We start from the raw sequence: 18432 nt of genomic DNA on the forward strand, positions 1-18432 counted from the left end.
CGCGGTCCACGTGGACCTCTGCCAAAACTTTGCTGTGCTATAGTAACCTCCTGATTAAATTGCTGTTTCTTTTTTTATTATTTCGACAAACTGATCAATGTTTAAAGAACCCAAATCACCTGCGCCATGTTTACGGACAGAAACGGTGTTTTCTTCTTGTTCTTTTTCACCAACAATCAGCATAAAAGGAATTTTCTTAATCTCGGCATCTCTAATCTTCTTGCCGATTTTTTCATCCCTATTATCGATCAAGCCGCGAATATCGGAAATATTTAATTCTTCTGAAAGTTTTTTTGCATAATCAGCGTATTTTTCACTGATCGGCAAAATGATGTATTGTTCAGGAGTTAACCACAACGGGAAGTTTCCGGCACAATGTTCAATCAATACCGCAACAAACCGTTCCATCGATCCAAACGGAGCTCGGTGAATCATAACAGGTCTGTGTTTTTGATTATCGCTACCCGTATATTCCAGTTGGAAACGCTCAGGTAAATTGTAGTCAACCTGAATGGTGCCGAGCTGCCATTTACGTCCCAAAGCATCTTTCACCATAAAATCAAGCTTAGGTCCGTAAAACGCTGCCTCACCCAATTCAACAACAGTTTTCAAGCCTTTTTCTGCTGCCGCCTCAATAATGGCAGCTTCTGCTTTCTGCCAATTTTCGTCAGAACCAATATATTTGTCTTTATTCTCCGGATCTCTTAGGGAAACCTGTGCAGTGTATTCTTCAAAACCTAAAGCATTGAATACATGCAGTACAAGGTCTATAACTTTTTCAAACTCTTCTTTAACCTGGTCCGGACGGCAGAATAAATGCGCATCATCCTGAGTAAATCCTCGAACACGGGTTAAACCATGTAACTCTCCACTTTGCTCATAACGATAAACTGTACCAAATTCAGCGTAACGAACTGGCAGATCTTTATATGAACGAGGCTTTGATCTATAAATTTCGCAATGGTGCGGACAGTTCATTGGCTTTAACAAGAACTCTTCATCTTCATTTGGAGTACGAATAGGCTGAAATGAGTCTTTACCGTACTTTTCGTAATGGCCAGAAGTAATGTATAATTCTTTCTGTGCAATATGAGGAGTAATTACTTGTTCATAGCCTGCTTTTACTTGGGCTTTTGATAAAAATTGCACCAAACGCTCTCGTAAGGCAGCTCCTTTAGGTAACCATAACGGCAAGCCTGCTCCTACTTTTTCAGAGAAAGTAAACAACTCAAGCTCTTTACCCAACTTACGATGATCGCGTTTTTTGGCCTCTTCAAGTAACGTTAAATAATCTGTTAACTCACTTGCCTTTGGAAACGTTACTGCGTAAATACGTGTTAACTGCTTGTTTTTTTCATCGCCACGCCAATAAGCACCGGCAACACTCATCAATTTAGCGGCTTTAATAAAACCGGTATTCGGAATATGCGGTCCACGGCAAAGATCAGTAAAGTTACCTTGCTGATAGAAAGTAATGTTGCCATCTTCTAATCCATCAATCAGCTCCAATTTATATTGATCGCCTTTTTCAGTGAAATAGTTAATTGCATCGGCTTTTGAAACATCTGAGCGCTTATACTCCTCTTTAGTTTTAGCCAACTCAATCATTTTCTTTTCAACTTTATCAAAGTCATCTGAAGAGAATTGGTGATCCCCAAAGTCGATATCATAATAAAACCCGGTTTCAATAGCCGGACCGATACCTAATTTAATGCCCGGATATAAAGCTTCTAAGGCCTCTGCCATCAAGTGGGCCGATGAATGCCAAAAAGTTGATTTACCTCCCTGATCATTCCAGGTTAACAATTTGATTGACGAATCATTATTAATTGGGCGTGAGGAATCCCAAATTTCGCCATTAATCTCGGCCGCCAAAACATTTCGGGCCAACCCCTCACTAATGGATTGTGCTACCTGAAATGAGGTCGTACCTTTTTCATACTCACGGACTGAGCCGTCGGGAAGTGTAATTTTAATCATTAGATCTTTCCTTATTTACCTACAAACGTAATTTTTGAAGAATCGCAAATTTAATTTTTCCATCCTGTATACCGAAACTATTTAACAATATATTCCACAAAACATTTGGTGATTTTTTTTGGCAAAAGATTTGTAAAGTACATTTAAAATTACGCTCTAACTAAATATTAATGCATTAAGTATTAATGTGTAATCTATGTACGCCTAGTTATGAGCCAATTAACTTTTCCTCTTTTTGAGAATGATATTTCATATCAGTCAAAACCGAAGTTACTTAGCAACTCACAAAAAGAAGTGTTAGATCAGATTCCTTTTGCAATATTCGATTTAGATCAGAATGGTACGTGTCATTATGCAAATAGTGAGTGTGAGCGCCTTACAGGCAGCCCTCGTTACCTTTTGCTGCAAAAAAAGTGGATAGAAATTCTTCATCCCGATGATAAAGAAGATGCCATAGTCACCTTTGAACAAAACATAAGAAAGAAATCTGACTACACGATTACTTATAGAATTATTCATCCTTCAGGAATATTAAAACATATCCATGTGGTTATGCGCATTGTGCCTGAATCAATAAACGGTATAGTACACTATTTAGGAACAGCTATAGATATTACTGAACAAAAACTAGGTGAGGAAAAAATAAAAAGGAACGACGCACAATTACAAGCTTTAATTCGTTCACTAAATGACATTGTTTTCGAGATTAACGATAAACTGGAATATGAGAATGTGTGGGTGAATGATGAATCGATCTTATTTACTTCCAGAGATCAGATATTACACAAAAAAATTAGTGAAGCAATTCCGAACGATTTTGGGAGAAGAATGGAAGCTCTTGCTCAGCATGTTTTAAATACGGGAGAGACCATCAACTGTGAATATCCAAGTATTGTAAACGGCTCAAATGTGTGGTATAATGCTAAAATATCATTAATTCATGATGATATTCTTTCCTCCCGTCGATTGCTGATAACCATTCAGGATATAACCATTCAAAAGAATTTTGAAAAGGAACTTATTCGCGCCAAAGATGCAGCTGAACAGGCGGCTAAGGCAAAAGAGGAGTTTCTTTCAGTAATGAGCCATGAAATAAGAACCCCTATTAACTCTGTAATTGGCATCGCACATTTGTTGCTCGATGAACAACGAGATCCTGAACAACAAGAAACCTTGACTATTTTAAAATCATCAGCAGAACATTTATTAGGATTAGTGAACGAAATACTTGATTTTAACAAAATAGAAACTGGAAAAATAGAGCTTGAAAAGGTGAGCTTTAATATAACAGAGTTCATTAAAAACACCTGTAAACATTTCATTCTAAAATCAAGGGAGAACAATATTCGATTTGATGTTGAACTTGACGAGAAAATTCCAGGAATTTTGGTTGGTGACCCTATTCGCTTAAATCAAATTTTAACCAATTTATTAGGCAACGCATTAAAATTTACACTCGAAGGTTCAGTAACTTTAAAAGTTCGAGTTGTTTTTGAGACTGAGAACGAAGTTGAGCTTCGCTTTTTGATAAGTGATACAGGTATTGGAATAGCTGAAGAAGATTTGGAACGTATCTTTGATAGCTTTACCCAGGCAGAGTCTTCCACCACTAGAAAATATGGTGGATCGGGATTAGGGTTAGCAATCACAAAGCGGCTTTTACTTCTGCACAATAGCCAAATTAATGTTAGCAGTGCAATTGGTAAGGGATCAACTTTTAGCTTCAATATACGATTCCCTAAACTGTATTATGCCCTTTCTGAAACAGAAGAAACACCCCGTAACGCGTCAAGAGCCTATAGCTTACCAGGAATGAAAGTTTTGCTTGTAGAAGATAATAGAATGAATGCCTTGGTAGGCAAGCGCTTTTTAACCAAGTGGAACATTGATGTTGAAGTTGCTGAAAACGGCTTAATTGCTGTTAATAAATGTAAGCAGAATGATTATGACATGATAATTATGGATCTGCAAATGCCTGAAATGGATGGTTACCAAGCTAGTATTGAAATTCGAAAGTTTAATAGGGAAATACCTATAATCGCATTTACGGCTGATGTGATGCCTCATATTACCGAAAAAATTGAGCAATGTGGAATGAACGATTACCTGGCTAAACCATTTATGCCTGATATTTTGTTCAGTAAAATCTCCAAGTATTACGTTAATTGTTAACTAAAGTCCTTGTTTCAATTCAGAAAATCAAGGTTCCCACTCAATAAGTGCTTCATGCTTATGTTTGTGATGGACATTATTGATCCATTTTTGTCCCACATGCGTTAGATAAGCACATCCACTTCCAACCATCGCTCCCGCAATTACATCTGAGGGATAATGCACACCTAAATAACATCTTGAAAATCCAACAGCCGATGCCCAAGTATAGGCAGGTACAACTACATACCATTTAGGAAACGATAGACTTAAGGATGTGGCCGTTGAAAAAGCAGCAGAAGTATGTCCTGAAGGGAATGAATAGCCACTCGCACTAACTTCAGGATGAATAAAACTATAATCGGTAAAAGGTCTGTTTCTATGTATTGCCGATTTTAGTGATTGTGTTACCAAAGTTGTTGCAACCCATGATACCCCCATTCGTAACGATGCATTTTTCAAGGTTTTATCATTTCGAATGGCTCCATCAATGAAAAGACCTATAGGAAGCGCTAAATTAACAACGGGAGCGGTTCGAGTTATAAAAATAAATCCATTTACCAAGGCAGGACTCCTATGTTCCTGAAGTTCGTCAAGGGTTTCAATGTCAATATTTTGTCCCTCAGATTTTAATCCTAAAGAGATAAAAAAAAGTATCAAAATATACCGGATCATACCCTTTCAATAATTATCAAAATTAATGAAATTGTAAATCAATAGGTGATTTTGATACTTTGTTATTAAGCTTTGACTTATTTCAAATTGGCATCAAGCGAATATTTCCCTGGTCCTGTTAAGAACAAGGTACAAAATGCTGTTAAATACAAAAGGTCGAGTTCTTTGCCTGCAAGTGGATCATTTTTATGAATCATAAAGAAGGCTACAGACATAACAACAATCAGGCAGAATAATGCTAAACGACTTGCCAATCCAATTACCAGTAACAATGAACAAAAAACTTCGGCGAATATGTCGGCGATTAACGAGTATTTAGAGCCGATTCTCAACACATCGGGAAAGGTTGAAGCTTTTTGGGAGAAATGCATCAATTTAGGCAGTCCATGGATTAGAAACATGCTAATGCCAAATCCTGCTCTTAAAATTAAAAGACCAAAATCGAGCGCAAAAGGTTTTACAGAGAATAAAAATTTCTTCATTTGGTTGTATGAATTGTTATGGTTTAACTGAGTTTAAGCTGTTCCCTAACCAAGCGTCCGAATAATGCAATTGTTGCTTGCATGCGCGTATGTGTTAAAGGGTTGAATTTGTTTCTTCGTTTTTTTCGTTTTCGTCAATGTGCATTATGCAGCCGCATTTATGACGGCTGGGCTTTTCTAGCTGTTTTAATAGAAAAGTGACTTTTTTGTAAGACTCTTCATCGCAACCATTCTCCAAAATATAAGTCAGTAAATCGCTTAGCTCCTTGGGTAATTTTGGGGTTCTGGGGCGCTTGTGGGCTTGTTCTGTTACAAGGGTATTTTCGCTCAGTCTACTTTCAGTATAAACCTGGCTCTTCCAGCCGTTCCCTGCACTTAGCCCTTGATAAAAGGCATCGGCCTCCCCTTGGGTATTAAACTCTTTTATATCCCAGTCGTAGCCTTTGTTATTAGTCGTGTCTTTATGAACATTTTTTGATTGCGCCCAAAGTTTGTCGCTATTGAAGTCTTCAAAAAAAAGATGCGTTTCCTCGCTGAATACAGCTAATAATTTTACTTTCGTTTCCATAGTTAGATAGTTTCTATTGCTGTTAAAATTTCAGAGTCAATTAGTTGAACAAATCAACCTCAACCTGTTCATTTCGGTTGTTGTCTCTCAATTCACTCTCACTCTCGTTATACTCTTTTGTCCCATAAGGCTACCAACCGCTGGCTAGCACATCGGCAATATGCATGGTTTTTATGGGCAGTTCATTTTTATCGATATAGCCTTGCAAGTGCATCAGGCAAGAGGTATCGGTTGAAATAATATAGTTAGCACCTGTAGCTAATGCATTATTTACCTTCTGTTCGGCCATGGCAGTAGAAATAGATTCAAATTTCACAGAGAAGGTTCCTCCAAAGCCACAGCATACCTCCACATCATTCATTTCCAGCAGCTCCAAGCCTTCTACATTTTGCAATAACAAGCGTGGCTCGTTTTTGATCTTGCACTCACGCAATGCACCACAAGAATCATGGTAAACAGCTTTACCTTCGAGTTTGGCACCTAGATTTTCCTTCTTTAAAACATTTACAATAAAATCGGAAAGCTCAAATATAGAATTTTGCACCGCCCTGCATTTATTATGGGCAATTGCATTAGTAAAGAGGTCGTTATAATAATTCTTAACCATACCCACACATGACCCTGAAGGCCCAACAATATAATCCTGTGCCGTGAAATCATCCAAAAATTTTGCACCTACTTCTTTTGCTTCATCCCAAAAACCCGAATTAAACGCGGGTTGACCGCAGCAAGTCTGATTTTCATTATAGGTAACCTTACATCCAAGTTTCTCTAAAACTTTAATCGTATTAAATGCCGTTTCCGGATAAATCTGATCAATAAAGCAAGGAATAAATAATTCAACTTTCATTTATGACTTAATAATATTAGATGGCGTTTTCAGAATATAAAATTAAGCTCTTATTGTTTTTGAAATAGCCTGTAATGATGGAACTTTTACCAAACGGAGCAGAAGGAATAATCCCAAAATAAACACCATAGTAAAAAACAATACAGAACCTCTCATACTTCCGGTAAGCACTTCGATATATCCGTATAAAAATGTTCCAATCACCAATGATATTTTTTCTGTAACATCATAAAAGCTGAAATAAGAAGTGGTATCAACCGTTTCGGGTAACAGTTTTGAATAAGTAGAGCGTGAAAGAGCCTGAATTCCCCCCATAACCAATCCCACAAAAAAAGCGAGAAGTATAAACTGGCTAGCAGTTTGAATAAAATAAGCCGCACTACCAATGCCAATCCAAACTATTACGGCAATTATTAATGTTTGGATATTACCAATCATTGCCGAAAGCTTGGCAAATAAATAAGCCCCAACAATTGCGATCAACTGAATAATGAAAATGGTCATGATTAATTGAGTATCCTGCATTTTTAATTCTTTTGTACCAAAAAGCGTTGCAACGTACATGATCGTTTGTACGCACATATTATAGAAGAAAAAAGAAAGCAGAAAGCGTTGAAGGCGAGGCAATTCTTTTAGCTCATCCCAAACCTTTTTCAACTCACGATATCCATTAAATAAAACATTGGTATTTAACCTATTTTCAACAGTTGACTTAGGCAAACGAGCAAATGTAATTTGAGCAAAACCAGCCCACCAAAGTCCTACCGTTAAGAAAGATATACGCGCAGGTAAATCATTATTAGGAAGATGAAAAACCTGTGGAAACTGAATCATTAAAAGATTGATCAATAGTAAAAGTACACTGCCAATATATCCATACGCATAACCTCTGGCAGAAACAGCGTCTTGTTCATGAGGCAATGCAATTTCGGGCAAATAGGCATTATAAAAAACAAGGCTTGCCGCATATCCAATACAAGCAACTATACTGCAAATAATGCCCAGTTCAACGGTATTCTTGTTAAAGAAAAATAGTCCAATACAGGCCAATGAGCCCAAATAGCAAAAGAATTGCATGAAACTTTTCTTCTTCCCTGTATAATCAGCTATACCCGATAAAATGGGGCTTATTAATGCTACAACAAGAAATGCAAAAGAAATGGCATATGAATAGAGTGCTGTATTAACAAATTCAATCCCAAAGAATTTCACTTTGTCACTTGTTCCGTTGGATGTTACAGCAGTATAATAAACAGGGAAAATTGCTGAGGTAATTGTCAGTGAATAAACTGAATTCGCCCAGTCGTACATTGCCCAGGCGTTAATGGTTTTTTTATTCGATTTAGTAAGCATAACGTTTGCCTAAAGTAACAATATTTGCATTTATATCTGCCAATGTTCATTTTTTTAGCTACCTGACTTCTTTTTCTAGCTGATTTTCAAGAAAAGAGATTTTCGGAATACTCAGCAATAATATTAATCCGATGACTAAAAAAGAGGTAAAAACCAATACTGCAACCCGCATGTTTTGAGTTAACACCTCAAGGTAACCAAACAAAAACATTCCTACAGCAATGCAAAATCGCTCAGCGATATCATAAATATTTAAGAAATCAGCATTGTTATCTGCAGGAAGATATTTTATAAAAGTTGACCTTGAGAGGGCAAACACCCCTCCTAACCCAAGTCCCAAAACAAAAGCTACTACCATAAATTGGATGGGTGTATTTACAAAATAGGCTGATGAATCGACTCCAATCCAAAGTATAAGTGCCAGGGAAAGTGTACGGATATCACTAATTTTTGCAGACAGCCAGCTGGCTATAAAAGCACCTAAAACAGCAACTACCTGAATAATAAAAATCGTTGGAATGAGCTCTACATCTTTCATATGAATCTCTTTAATTACAAATAAAGTAGCGGCATACATTACCGTTTGAATACTCATAATGTACAGTACAAAAGCCCAGAAAAAACGTTTAGCCTTAGGCAAAGTACTTAACTCATTAAAAGTTTTAAGCAGATGCAGATAGCTTTGAGCAATTATTTTGTGGTTAATTATTTCTTTTGTCTGAGCCTTCGGTAAACCCCTAAAGGTTAGTTGAGCAAACCCTATCCACCATAAACCAACGAGTAAAAAAGTAATTCTTACAGCAATTGTATCAGCGGGGATAAAGAAGAACCCCGGATTTAAAATCATAATTATTGCAATAATGAGAAGCAAAGTACTGCCAATATAACCTAGGGCAAAGCCTTTAATGGTAGCTGACTCCTGTTCATGAACAGCCGCCAAATGAGGTAAGAATGAAAAATAAAATATCAGACTTCCAGCATATCCAAAACAGGCAATTGAACTGCAAAGAATAGCCAGTTCTATATTCGTTCCGGTGAAAAAATAAAGACAAGCACAAGCAAAGGCACCTATATAACAAAACAGTTTAAAGAAAAACACACGCTTAACGCTGCATTGTGCAATTTTATATAAAACCGGACTAAGCACAGCCAATACAAAAAAGGCAACAGCAATTGAATAAGAATATAAAGCTGTGTTGATAAATTTAGATCCAAAAAACAAAACGGTATCACTTTTTCCATGTGTGGTTAACTCTAGGTAGTAAACCGGAAAAATTGCCGAAATAATTAAGAGGGTATAAACAGAACTTGCCCAGTCATACATGGCCCAGGCAGTAATGCTTTTTTTATTAGATTTTGTTAACTGCATATCTCCCGCCTAATGTAACAATGTTTGGGATTATATTTAATCCTAAAAGTTCTTTTTAACTATACCATACTATTCAAAATTACTATTGAATATTACATTACTTTTTTGCTTATTGCATTTACCAGGCGGTTAAGGATTAGATATTTAATTACAGATCAATTTTAAAATATAAAATAAATTTTAACTTTGCGCCTCTTTAAAATAAAGCGATTTCAGTTGAATTGTTAGATTCGAACAGAACGGCATCATGCATGTAAAATTTATTTCGGTAGAAGATACATTTAATCTTCGCCAGCAGATATTGAAACCAGGTTGCGCTCTTACCTCTTGTTATTTTCCAAAAGATAATGAGCCTGAAACATTTCATTTAGCAGTGGTTGATAATAATGAGATTGTTAGTGTTGGTTCGTTTAACCGATCTAGCCTTCCATTTTTTGCCAATACCTCGCAATATCACTTAAAAGGAATGGCCACATCATTGTCGTACAGAGGGAAAAATGCCGGCAGCACTTTGGTGAAATTCGCAATGGATTACCTTAAGCAAAAAGATGTTAATTTACTTTGGTGCAATGCTCGGGTAACAGCAGTTGGTTTTTACCAAAAATTAGGTTTTACCATTATCGGCGACACATTTGAAGTAGAGGGTATTGGTCTTCATCAAACTATGTATATCAATTTGAATTAATTTTACTTTTTCTATAAGCACAAAAAAGCAAATACCCCAGTGGTATTTGCTTTTTTCGTTTACGGCGGATCATAAAAAAGCCCTCCTGATTACACAGGAAGGCTCAAACACAAAAAATCAAAGATTTTATTAATCAGCTAAAGCAACCTCAACTGCTTTATGTTTAGTTTTTTTGGTGATTTTGGCTTTGGCACTGTAAACCAGGTAATACATTACCGGAACCAGGATCAACGTTAAGAACGTTGCAAATGCCAAACCAAATATCATTGTCCACGAAAGCGGTCCCCAGAAAGCAACACTATCGCCTCCGAAGAAAATATGTGGATTTAACTCAGTGAATAACGTCACAAAGTCGATATTCAAACCAACTGCCAATGGGATTAAGCCTAGCATGGTAGCAGAAGCAGTTAAGATTACCGGAGTCATACGGGTTCTGCCGGCCTCGATAATAGCTTCTTTCATTTCCATACCCTGCTCAAGCAACAAATCGGTAAACTCAACCAATAATATTCCGTTACGAACCACAATACCAGCAAGGGCAACAATACCAATACCTGTCATCACAATCGAAATATCCATTTTGAAAATGGAGAAGCCTAAAAGAACACCTGTAATACTAAATACAATCTCGGAAAGAATAATAATTGGTTTACCTACGGAGTTGAACTGGGTTACCAAAATCAAAAAGATCAATCCTAATGAAATCATCATTGCCGTTGCTAAGAATGCTCCGGTTTCTGCCTGATCTTCCTGCTCACCGGTCATTTTAATATTAATGCCCTGAGGAGTATTAAAGTCGGCAATGGCACTTTGAATCTCAGCTACCACTTCATTAGCATTATATCCTCCTAAAACATTAGAAGCAAGTGTTATTAAACGTTTTTGATCTTTACGCTTGATACCGGCATATGATGTAGAATAACGAATATCAGCAACTGATGATAATGGAATTTGACGAATTGCTCCTCCCATGTTCATATCGCGATAGGTAACCTTCATATTCATCAATGAATTGATGTTATTGCGTTGATCTTCTCGTACACGAACATAAATCGGATAGTCATCCTTATCATCCCTGAATTTAGATATCTCATATCCGAAAATTGCAGTACGAAGTTCCATTCCGATTTGTGCCGTTGAAATACCCTCTCTACCTGCGCGTTCTCGATTAATATCTACTACAATTTCAGGTTTGTTACTTTCAAAGTCCGATTTCAACTCTTCTACCCCGCCAATTTGTTTTTGATCGAGGTATTTTTTAAGATTATTAGCAGTTAAAGTAAGTTCATCAAAATCATCACCTGAAATTTCGATATTAATAGGTTTTCCGGTTGGAGGTCCGCTTTGTTCCTGATCTACAGAAACTTCAGCACCAGGAATACCTTTTACTGCATCTCGAATTTTATTGAGGTAATCACTGGTTGATTCGCCATTTCGTTTGGCAAATTCAACAAAGGCCACCCCTACTTTACCCAAGTGAGGTTGGGCATTGTTACCCGACATCTGATCTTCATTCGCACCAATCGATACATTGGAAATTACTGATTCAACAATCGGATCCGTTTTTCCACCCTTGTCCAATACCTTGAAAATACGTTTCTCAACTACCTGGGTTATCGAGTCGGTATATTTTTGGTCGGTACCAATTGGCAAACGAATGTAGGTATAGATAAAATTAGGTTCGCTCTGTGGGAAAAATACCACTTTAGGTTGTCTGATTCCGAATAAAACAAAAGAAAAGATCAGCAATCCTAAGGTTCCAACCAATAAAAATGCAGGTCGTTTACCTCCCAATGACCATGTTACCAATTGCTTGTATTTATCCTGAACAGCAGGCCAATGTTTTTCCTGGAAATTGCGAATAACTCCTGTAAGCACAAATCGGTTTAATGAATATAAACCAAACAGCGTAATAATGAAGTTCCCCATTCCTACAATTCCGCTCAGGTAAAACAACACCGCTAAACCAACCATTACCAATGCCGTTACCTTGTAGCCCTTGGTAATTTGTTTTGACTTAACATGATCATCGTCATGATGTGGTTTCATGAAATCAACCGCAAATACAGGGTTAATGATATAAGCAACCACTAATGAAGCCAATAAGGTCACAATAAGTGTAATAGGTAAATAGAACATGAATTTACCAATTACGCCTTGCCAAAAGGCCAATGGAATAAATGGAGCCAATGTAGTTAGCGTTCCGGAAAGTACAGGCAAAAACACCTCACCCGTTGCCATCTTGGCCGCCTGTTTAATTGGCATATTACCATTATCGAAAATACGGTGGGTATTTTCAATTACCACAATCGCATCATCCACCACAATACCTAGCGCAAGCAGGAATGAGAATAACACGATCATGTTTAATGTAAAGCCAAGCCAAGGCATCACCAAAAAGGCAATGAACATTGATAATGGAACCGACATAGCAACGAAAATGGCGTTCGTAGTTCCCATGAAAAACATCAGAATAACAGTTACCAGAATAAAACCAATAATGATCGTATTAATCAGATCGTGCAGGGTTACACGTGTTTGATCAGATTGATCTCCAGTAATAACCACTTTTAACCCATCAGGAAACTTATTTTTTTGCATATCCTGAACAATCTCATTGATCTTGTCTGACGCATTGATAAGGTTTTCTCCACTACGTTTAATTACATTTAGTGTAATTACGTTCTTACCATCTAAGCGGGCATAGCTTTCCTTTTCTTTAAAATTATCGCTTACATCAGCAATGTCTTTTAAAAAAACCGTTGCACCTGAGGGTCCACGAATGATAATGTTTCCGATGGTTTCGGCATCTTTAAACTGACCGTTAACACTTAAGGTCCGTTTAATACCGTCCATTGCCAGTAACCCACCGGTAATGTTCATATTTTCATAACGTACAGCATTTTCAATATCACCAAAAGAGATATTAGCAGCCATCATTTTATACATGTTGACATTGATTTGAAACTCTCTGTCAAGAGCACCAACCAAATCAACACGGGTAATCTCTTTTAAGCTTTCAATACGATCTTGAAGATCTTCCGCATATCTTTTCAGTGTTACCAAATCATAATCACCTGAAATGTTCACGTTCATGATTGGAATTTCGGAAACGTCGATACGAATAACTTGCGGTTGTCGGGTTAAGTCATCAGGTAGATCATCTTTAGCTTTGTCTACTGCGTCTTTCACCTTTTGCTGAGCCACATCTACATCCACATCGGTATTAAACTCAACAATTACGTTGGAGAAGTCCTGAACCGAATTACTGGTTACTTTTTTAACTCCTGAGATGGATTTTACCTGCTTCTCAATTTGCTTGGTAACCAGATTCTCCATATTAGTTGGAGATACCCCCTGATAAACTGTAGCAATATACATTTGAGGGAAAACCACCTCTGGGAATTGCTCTTTCGGCAATTTCATATATGCCAACAATCCTGCTAATGAAATGATAACAGTTAGTACATAAATACTGGTTTTGTTATCAATTGCCCAGCTGGAAGGCTTAAATTCTTTAAAAACGTCTTTCATCTTGTAAGCTATTAATGTTAGCTGTTAAGTTAATTGATGATTAAAATTTAATGGCTTCACCATTATTAAGTCCCTGATAGCCGACTACAATCAGTTTCTCACCTTCAGTTAATCCACCGGTAATTTCAGCCTGACTATTGTAGGTACGTCCTACCTTTACAATTTTCTTTGTCGCCACATCTTTACCAGCTTGTTTCTCAGCAGTCAACACAAATGTTTCATTATTTACATTTTGAACTGCATTGATAGGAACGATTACTGCGTTAGCAGCAGAATAATCAACGATCTTTAATACAGCTACCATGTTAGCACGATAAGTTGGATCTGATGGCATTTTAACCTCTACAGTAAATGAACGGGTTAGGGGATCGATAGAACGGCTTACAAAAGTCACTTTAGCATCTATCTCTTTATTTAAGTCAGGAAGTAACACTTTTACCTGATCGCCAATTTTAACATTGGCGGCATAGCTTTCTGCAACGGTTGCCTTGGCTTTAAGATTAGAAGCGTTCACCACTCTGAAAGCAGGTACCCCTGGAGATGCAGCATCACCCAATTTCGCTATTACAGCGTCAACAGTTCCGTTTATTGGTGATTTGATCCTCGATAACTCAATCTGATCATTCATGGTTGCCAATTGACGTTCTAATCCTTCTTTATTAGCTTGGGCTTGTAAAAACTGTATTTCTGTTCCGATTTTTTGATCCCATAGTGCTTTCTGACGATTATAAACAGTGTTAGCCAAAGCAAGGTTGGTTTTCATCACTTCTACTTGGCTTAACAAAACAGCGTTGTTAAGTTGAGCCAATACCTGCCCTTTTTTTACAGCCTGACCTTCTGTAACATAAATATTGGTAACAGTACCCGGCATTTGCGCTGAAACGTTTACGTTTTCAATTGCCTCAACTTTACCCTGAATGTCGATAAAATGCTTAAAATTTGAGTTCTTAATATCAGCGATTTCAACATACCGTACTTTCTTGTTAGTTGAAGTGTCGTTTTTAGCAAGCTCTGCTTCAATTTCTTTAATCTGAGCTGAAATTTTAGCCTGTTCCTTTTTCAGACTTTCAAGTTTCTCCTTTTTATCGGTTGAATTAGTGCTGCCGCAAGCGGTCATTAACGCTGCCAGAGCAATAACCGAAAGTGATTTATAAGTATTCATTTGAGTAGCTTTTTCGTTTGTTTAATTAATTAAAATTCCCCATTGCTTTTTGAAGATCAATCCATGCAAGGATCGCATCATAAACAGCCGTATAATAGTTATTTTGTGAAGTTCGCAAATCAGATTCGGCGGTGGTCACTTCTAAACTTGAACCCACCCCCTGACTGTATTTAATCTTGCTTACGCGAACAACTTCTGAGGCCAAATCCATGTTTTTACGCTGATTCTCCACCTGATCTTTATTATTTTGAAACGTAATTGCATTTGCTTTAAGATCAAGTTCCAATGAATTTTTCAACTGTGTCATATCATTCACTGTTTTATTCAAATTGAACTTAGCCTGATTTATACGTTGCTTACGTTGCCCGCTGCTCCAAATTGGAATGGTAAAGTTTACTCCAACGATATTAGTTGGGAAAAACTTTTTAAATGTATCATAAAAAGCATCGTTTTGCCCGGTTTGTCCAAAGCTGGCATAAGCACCTACGGATGGAACATATGCTAATTTATAACGTTTTAAATCGTACTCCAGCAACTGTTTCTGAGTTTGTAACATCGAGTATTCTATTCTGTTTTCAACCTTCACTCCCTCAAGAACTGGAAGCGTAGCATCTAGCTTCATATCCTCCAACTTCTCATTTACCGTCAGTTGCTCTCCAATTGGCATACCCATCTGGAATTTCAACAAATTGGTATTAAGCTCCGACATACGATCGAGATTGCGTTTCTGCGTTTCAGCATTATTTAATAACACCTGTAAACGGTCCAAATCAATTTTCTCTACCATTCCTGATTTATTCAGGGCATCGGTTTGCTTTAATGTTTCTTTTAAACGATCAATGGTTGATTCCAATGTATTCTGAAATGCATTGTAAACAATAACATTGTAATATGCTTTTGAAACAGCAATTCTTGTATCAATCTCTGTGCGCTTTACATTTTTCGACGACAGTTCTCTATATACTCCGGCTGCTTTAAGCCCCATTAAATAAGTTCCGTCAAAAAGTAATTGAGAGACTTGAATAGTTCCAGTCAAGATATTCTTAGGCTGAAAACTAATATTCATAGTTGGAGGAACATCCGCTGGTATATCAACCGTCTGACCACTACCGTCTTTTACTCCCTCTTCATTCAATATGGAATACAAACCATATGCTGGATTAGAAAAAGGAAAAACAGGTGTATTAATAAAATGCTGAAAGCTAACAGTTCCATCAACTTGAGGCAAACCAATAGCTATGGTTTCTTTTACTTTCGATTTTGCAATCTCTTCATCCAGTTTTGCATTCTGTAAATTGGTTTGATGTGTGTATGCATAGTTCAGACAATCCTCCAGTTTAAAAACATGGGTTTGCGGCTGTTCCTGAGCCAGAACAGTGCTTGTTGTCATGATACCTGCAATAATCAGTGTTAGTATAGGTTTCATATAATTGTTTTATTCTTCTTCGGTTACTTGTAAATACTTGTTTATTAATTTATGGCCTTTAAGTGTTGCAACCCCATGCATAAAATGTTCGGTGAGCTGATATTGTACATCACTGATATTAAAGCGAGTTGATGGATAATAAAGTGGATTAAAAACACTCGACACTTGTATTACTCTTGTATGAGCCAAAATTTCAAGATTAATTTCTTTTCGATAAATGCCATGATCAACACCTTTTTTGAGATTTTTCAGAATGCAGTTGTACATGTACTCATTCTTAAATTCCTCAAACAAACTCCAGGCATTTGAATGATACTTCTGCAAATCATAAAACATGCTTGGATTAACCGGTCGAAGCATTTTTTCAATCTGATCGAGCATCAAAAAGATCTCATGGATCGGATCTTTACTTTTCAATTCGCATGACGACATTTCATCCTGATGAGTTTTAAGAACAGTACTCATTAACTGTGTTACCAAATCATCTTTATCATTATAATAGAGATAGATGGTTTTTTTCGACATGGCCAACTCACGGGCTATATCGTCCATAGTTATACTCTTTACTCCATAAGTACTAAATAACTTATAAGATGCTTCGAGTATTCGCTGACGTTGGAGTTCTTCTTTTTCCATTTCATATCAAAACTATGGAAACAATTTTAAACTCAAAAGTTTCCAATGTTTCCGTCACACCATTTTTACATGTATTAAACAATAAATGTTTGAACACCCTAGAAACTCAACCATTAATAATCGCTTTAGATAAAATGGAAATGCAGGTTATGCAAATAAATTCCTGATTTTTTGGCATCTTTGCGCTTTCAAAAAATCGTTCCTTTTATGTTGGTAAATACACTTACGGCAATCTCCCCTGTTGATGGCCGCTATAGAAATGCTACTCATGAACTTGCCGCTTATTTTTCAGAAGCCGCTTTAATCGAATACCGCGTTCGTGTTGAAATTGAATACTTTATTGCTTTATGTGAACTTCCTATTCCGCAATTAGCTGACTTCGATAAATCGAAATATGAGGAGTTAAGGGCTATCTATAATGAATTTAGTGAGGATGATGCTGAACAAATAAAAGAGATCGAGAAAACAACTAACCACGACGTAAAAGCCGTTGAATATTTTATCAAAGAACAATTCGATAACCTGGGCTTAGAAAAGTACAAGGAGTTTATTCACTTTGGTTTAACGTCTCAGGATATAAACAATACGGCGACTCCATTAATGCTTAAACATGCTATTGAGCGCGTTTATTTACCAGAGTTCAATAAATTAATTGTTCGTTTAAAAGAATTACGTGATGAATGGGCTGAAATTTCGATGATGGCTCGTACACACGGACAACCGGCCTCTCCTACTAAACTGGGAAAAGAGATTGGTGTATTCATTGAGCGATTTGAAGCTCAGTTAAACTTATTCAAACAAATTCCATACTCTGCAAAATTTGGAGGAGCTACCGGTAACTTTAATGCGCATAAAGCAGCCTATCCAGCTACCGATTGGATTGCCTTTGGGAATAATTTTGTTAACGAACAATTAGACCTGCATCGTTCACAATTAACCACTCAAATTGAACATTACGATAATTTTGCCGCTCATTGCGACAATCTTAAACGTATCAACAATATTTTAATTGACCTTGACCGTGATTTCTGGACGTATATTTCCATGAATTATTTCCGTCAGAAAATCAAAGCAGGAGAAATTGGGTCATCGGCTATGCCTCACAAGGTTAACCCTATCGATTTCGAAAACTCTGAAGGAAACCTGGGTATTGCCAATGCATTGCTAGAGCACTTCGCTGCAAAACTTCCTATTTCTCGTCTACAACGTGATTTAACCGACTCAACAGTATTACGTAATATCGGAGTTCCATTAGCTCATACAGTAATTGCCTTTAAAGCCACTTTAAAAGGACTCAACAAGTTATTGTTAGATAAAGCTACCATAGATACCGACTTAAACAATAACTGGGCGGTTGTTGCTGAAGCAATTCAAACGGTACTTCGTCGTGAAGGTTATCCTAAACCATATGAAGCGTTAAAGGAATTAACTCGTACCAACGAGCAGATTAACGAAAAAAGTATCAAGAATTTTATTGATGGCCTAAATGTAAGTGATGCTGTTAAAGAAGAGTTGCGCATGTTTAGTCCACACTCATATACAGGTTATTAATTTCAACGAT

General features: G+C 37.0%; 14 protein-coding genes. 3 read left to right on the plus strand and 11 right to left on the minus strand.

Translation table 11 applies throughout. From position 1 onward, the window contains the following. Nucleotides 1-54 precede the first annotated feature (54 nt). Nucleotides 55-1980: a threonine--tRNA ligase gene (gene thrS, locus NF867_RS16765; RefSeq protein ID WP_252589549.1), complete on the minus strand. Its 1926-nt coding sequence runs from the start codon at nt 1978-1980 to the stop codon at nt 55-57. A gap of 210 nt (nt 1981-2190) precedes the next feature. On the opposite strand from thrS, the gene NF867_RS16770 reads away from it, so the two are divergent. Then, entirely contained in the window at nt 2191-4152 is a 1962-nt protein-coding gene (locus NF867_RS16770) for an ATP-binding protein (protein WP_252589550.1), read from the plus strand. 27 nt (nt 4153-4179) lie between these two features. Here the strand turns inward: NF867_RS16770 and NF867_RS16775 are convergent, their stop codons facing one another. The 6 genes from NF867_RS16775 to NF867_RS16800 all read right to left on the minus strand — a co-directional run bounded on the left by NF867_RS16775 (nt 4180) and on the right by NF867_RS16800 (nt 9428). Further along, on the minus strand, nt 4180-4806 hold the full coding sequence (locus tag NF867_RS16775; RefSeq protein ID WP_252589551.1) for a phosphatase PAP2 family protein: 627 nt from the start codon (nt 4804-4806) through the stop codon (nt 4180-4182). A gap of 77 nt (nt 4807-4883) precedes the next feature. Next, complete coding sequence (locus NF867_RS16780) at nt 4884-5288, minus strand: DoxX family protein (protein WP_252589552.1); 405 nt, start codon at nt 5286-5288, stop codon at nt 4884-4886. Nucleotides 5289-5382: 94 nt separating this feature from the next. Beyond that, nucleotides 5383-5856: a hypothetical protein gene (locus NF867_RS16785; protein ID WP_252589553.1), complete on the minus strand. Its 474-nt coding sequence runs from the start codon at nt 5854-5856 to the stop codon at nt 5383-5385. A 130-nt stretch (nt 5857-5986) separates the two neighbouring features. Continuing rightward, nucleotides 5987-6706 (minus strand): (Fe-S)-binding protein, encoded by a 720-nt coding sequence (locus NF867_RS16790; RefSeq protein ID WP_252589554.1) that lies wholly within the window; start codon nt 6704-6706, stop codon nt 5987-5989. Nucleotides 6707-6748: 42 nt separating this feature from the next. After that, nucleotides 6749-8059, minus strand: coding sequence for an MFS transporter (locus NF867_RS16795; RefSeq protein ID WP_252589555.1), 1311 nt, complete (start codon nt 8057-8059; stop codon nt 6749-6751). Nucleotides 8060-8117: 58 nt separating this feature from the next. Continuing rightward, nucleotides 8118-9428 (minus strand): MFS transporter, encoded by a 1311-nt coding sequence (locus NF867_RS16800; protein ID WP_252589556.1) that lies wholly within the window; start codon nt 9426-9428, stop codon nt 8118-8120. 247 nt (nt 9429-9675) lie between these two features. Between NF867_RS16800 and NF867_RS16805 the strand changes: the two genes are divergently transcribed. Next, nucleotides 9676-10113, plus strand: a complete 438-nt coding sequence (locus tag NF867_RS16805; protein ID WP_252589557.1) for a GNAT family N-acetyltransferase — start codon at nt 9676-9678, stop codon at nt 10111-10113. Nucleotides 10114-10242: 129 nt separating this feature from the next. On the opposite strand, the gene NF867_RS16810 is transcribed toward NF867_RS16805, so the two are convergent. From NF867_RS16810 to NF867_RS16825, 4 genes are read right to left on the minus strand one after another with little or no spacing between them, the layout of a single operon-like run. Then, nucleotides 10243-13647, minus strand: coding sequence for an efflux RND transporter permease subunit (locus NF867_RS16810; RefSeq protein WP_252589558.1), 3405 nt, complete (start codon nt 13645-13647; stop codon nt 10243-10245). A 40-nt stretch (nt 13648-13687) separates the two neighbouring features. After that, nucleotides 13688-14809, minus strand: a complete 1122-nt coding sequence (locus NF867_RS16815; protein WP_252589559.1) for an efflux RND transporter periplasmic adaptor subunit — start codon at nt 14807-14809, stop codon at nt 13688-13690. A 25-nt stretch (nt 14810-14834) separates the two neighbouring features. Beyond that, nucleotides 14835-16235, minus strand: coding sequence for a TolC family protein (locus NF867_RS16820; protein ID WP_252589560.1), 1401 nt, complete (start codon nt 16233-16235; stop codon nt 14835-14837). Between the two features lie 9 nt (nt 16236-16244). Beyond that, nucleotides 16245-16871, minus strand: a complete 627-nt coding sequence (locus NF867_RS16825; protein WP_252589561.1) for a TetR/AcrR family transcriptional regulator — start codon at nt 16869-16871, stop codon at nt 16245-16247. Between the two features lie 207 nt (nt 16872-17078). Between NF867_RS16825 and purB the strand changes: the two genes are divergently transcribed. Beyond that, the gene (gene purB / locus NF867_RS16830) at nt 17079-18422 is read left to right on the plus strand and encodes an adenylosuccinate lyase (RefSeq protein ID WP_252589562.1); all 1344 of its coding nucleotides are present in this window, start codon (nt 17079-17081) and stop codon (nt 18420-18422) included. Nucleotides 18423-18432 lie beyond the last annotated feature (10 nt).

This window comes from Solitalea agri (assembly GCF_023914155.1).
GTDB classification, from domain to species: domain Bacteria; phylum Bacteroidota; class Bacteroidia; order Sphingobacteriales; family Sphingobacteriaceae; genus Solitalea; species Solitalea agri.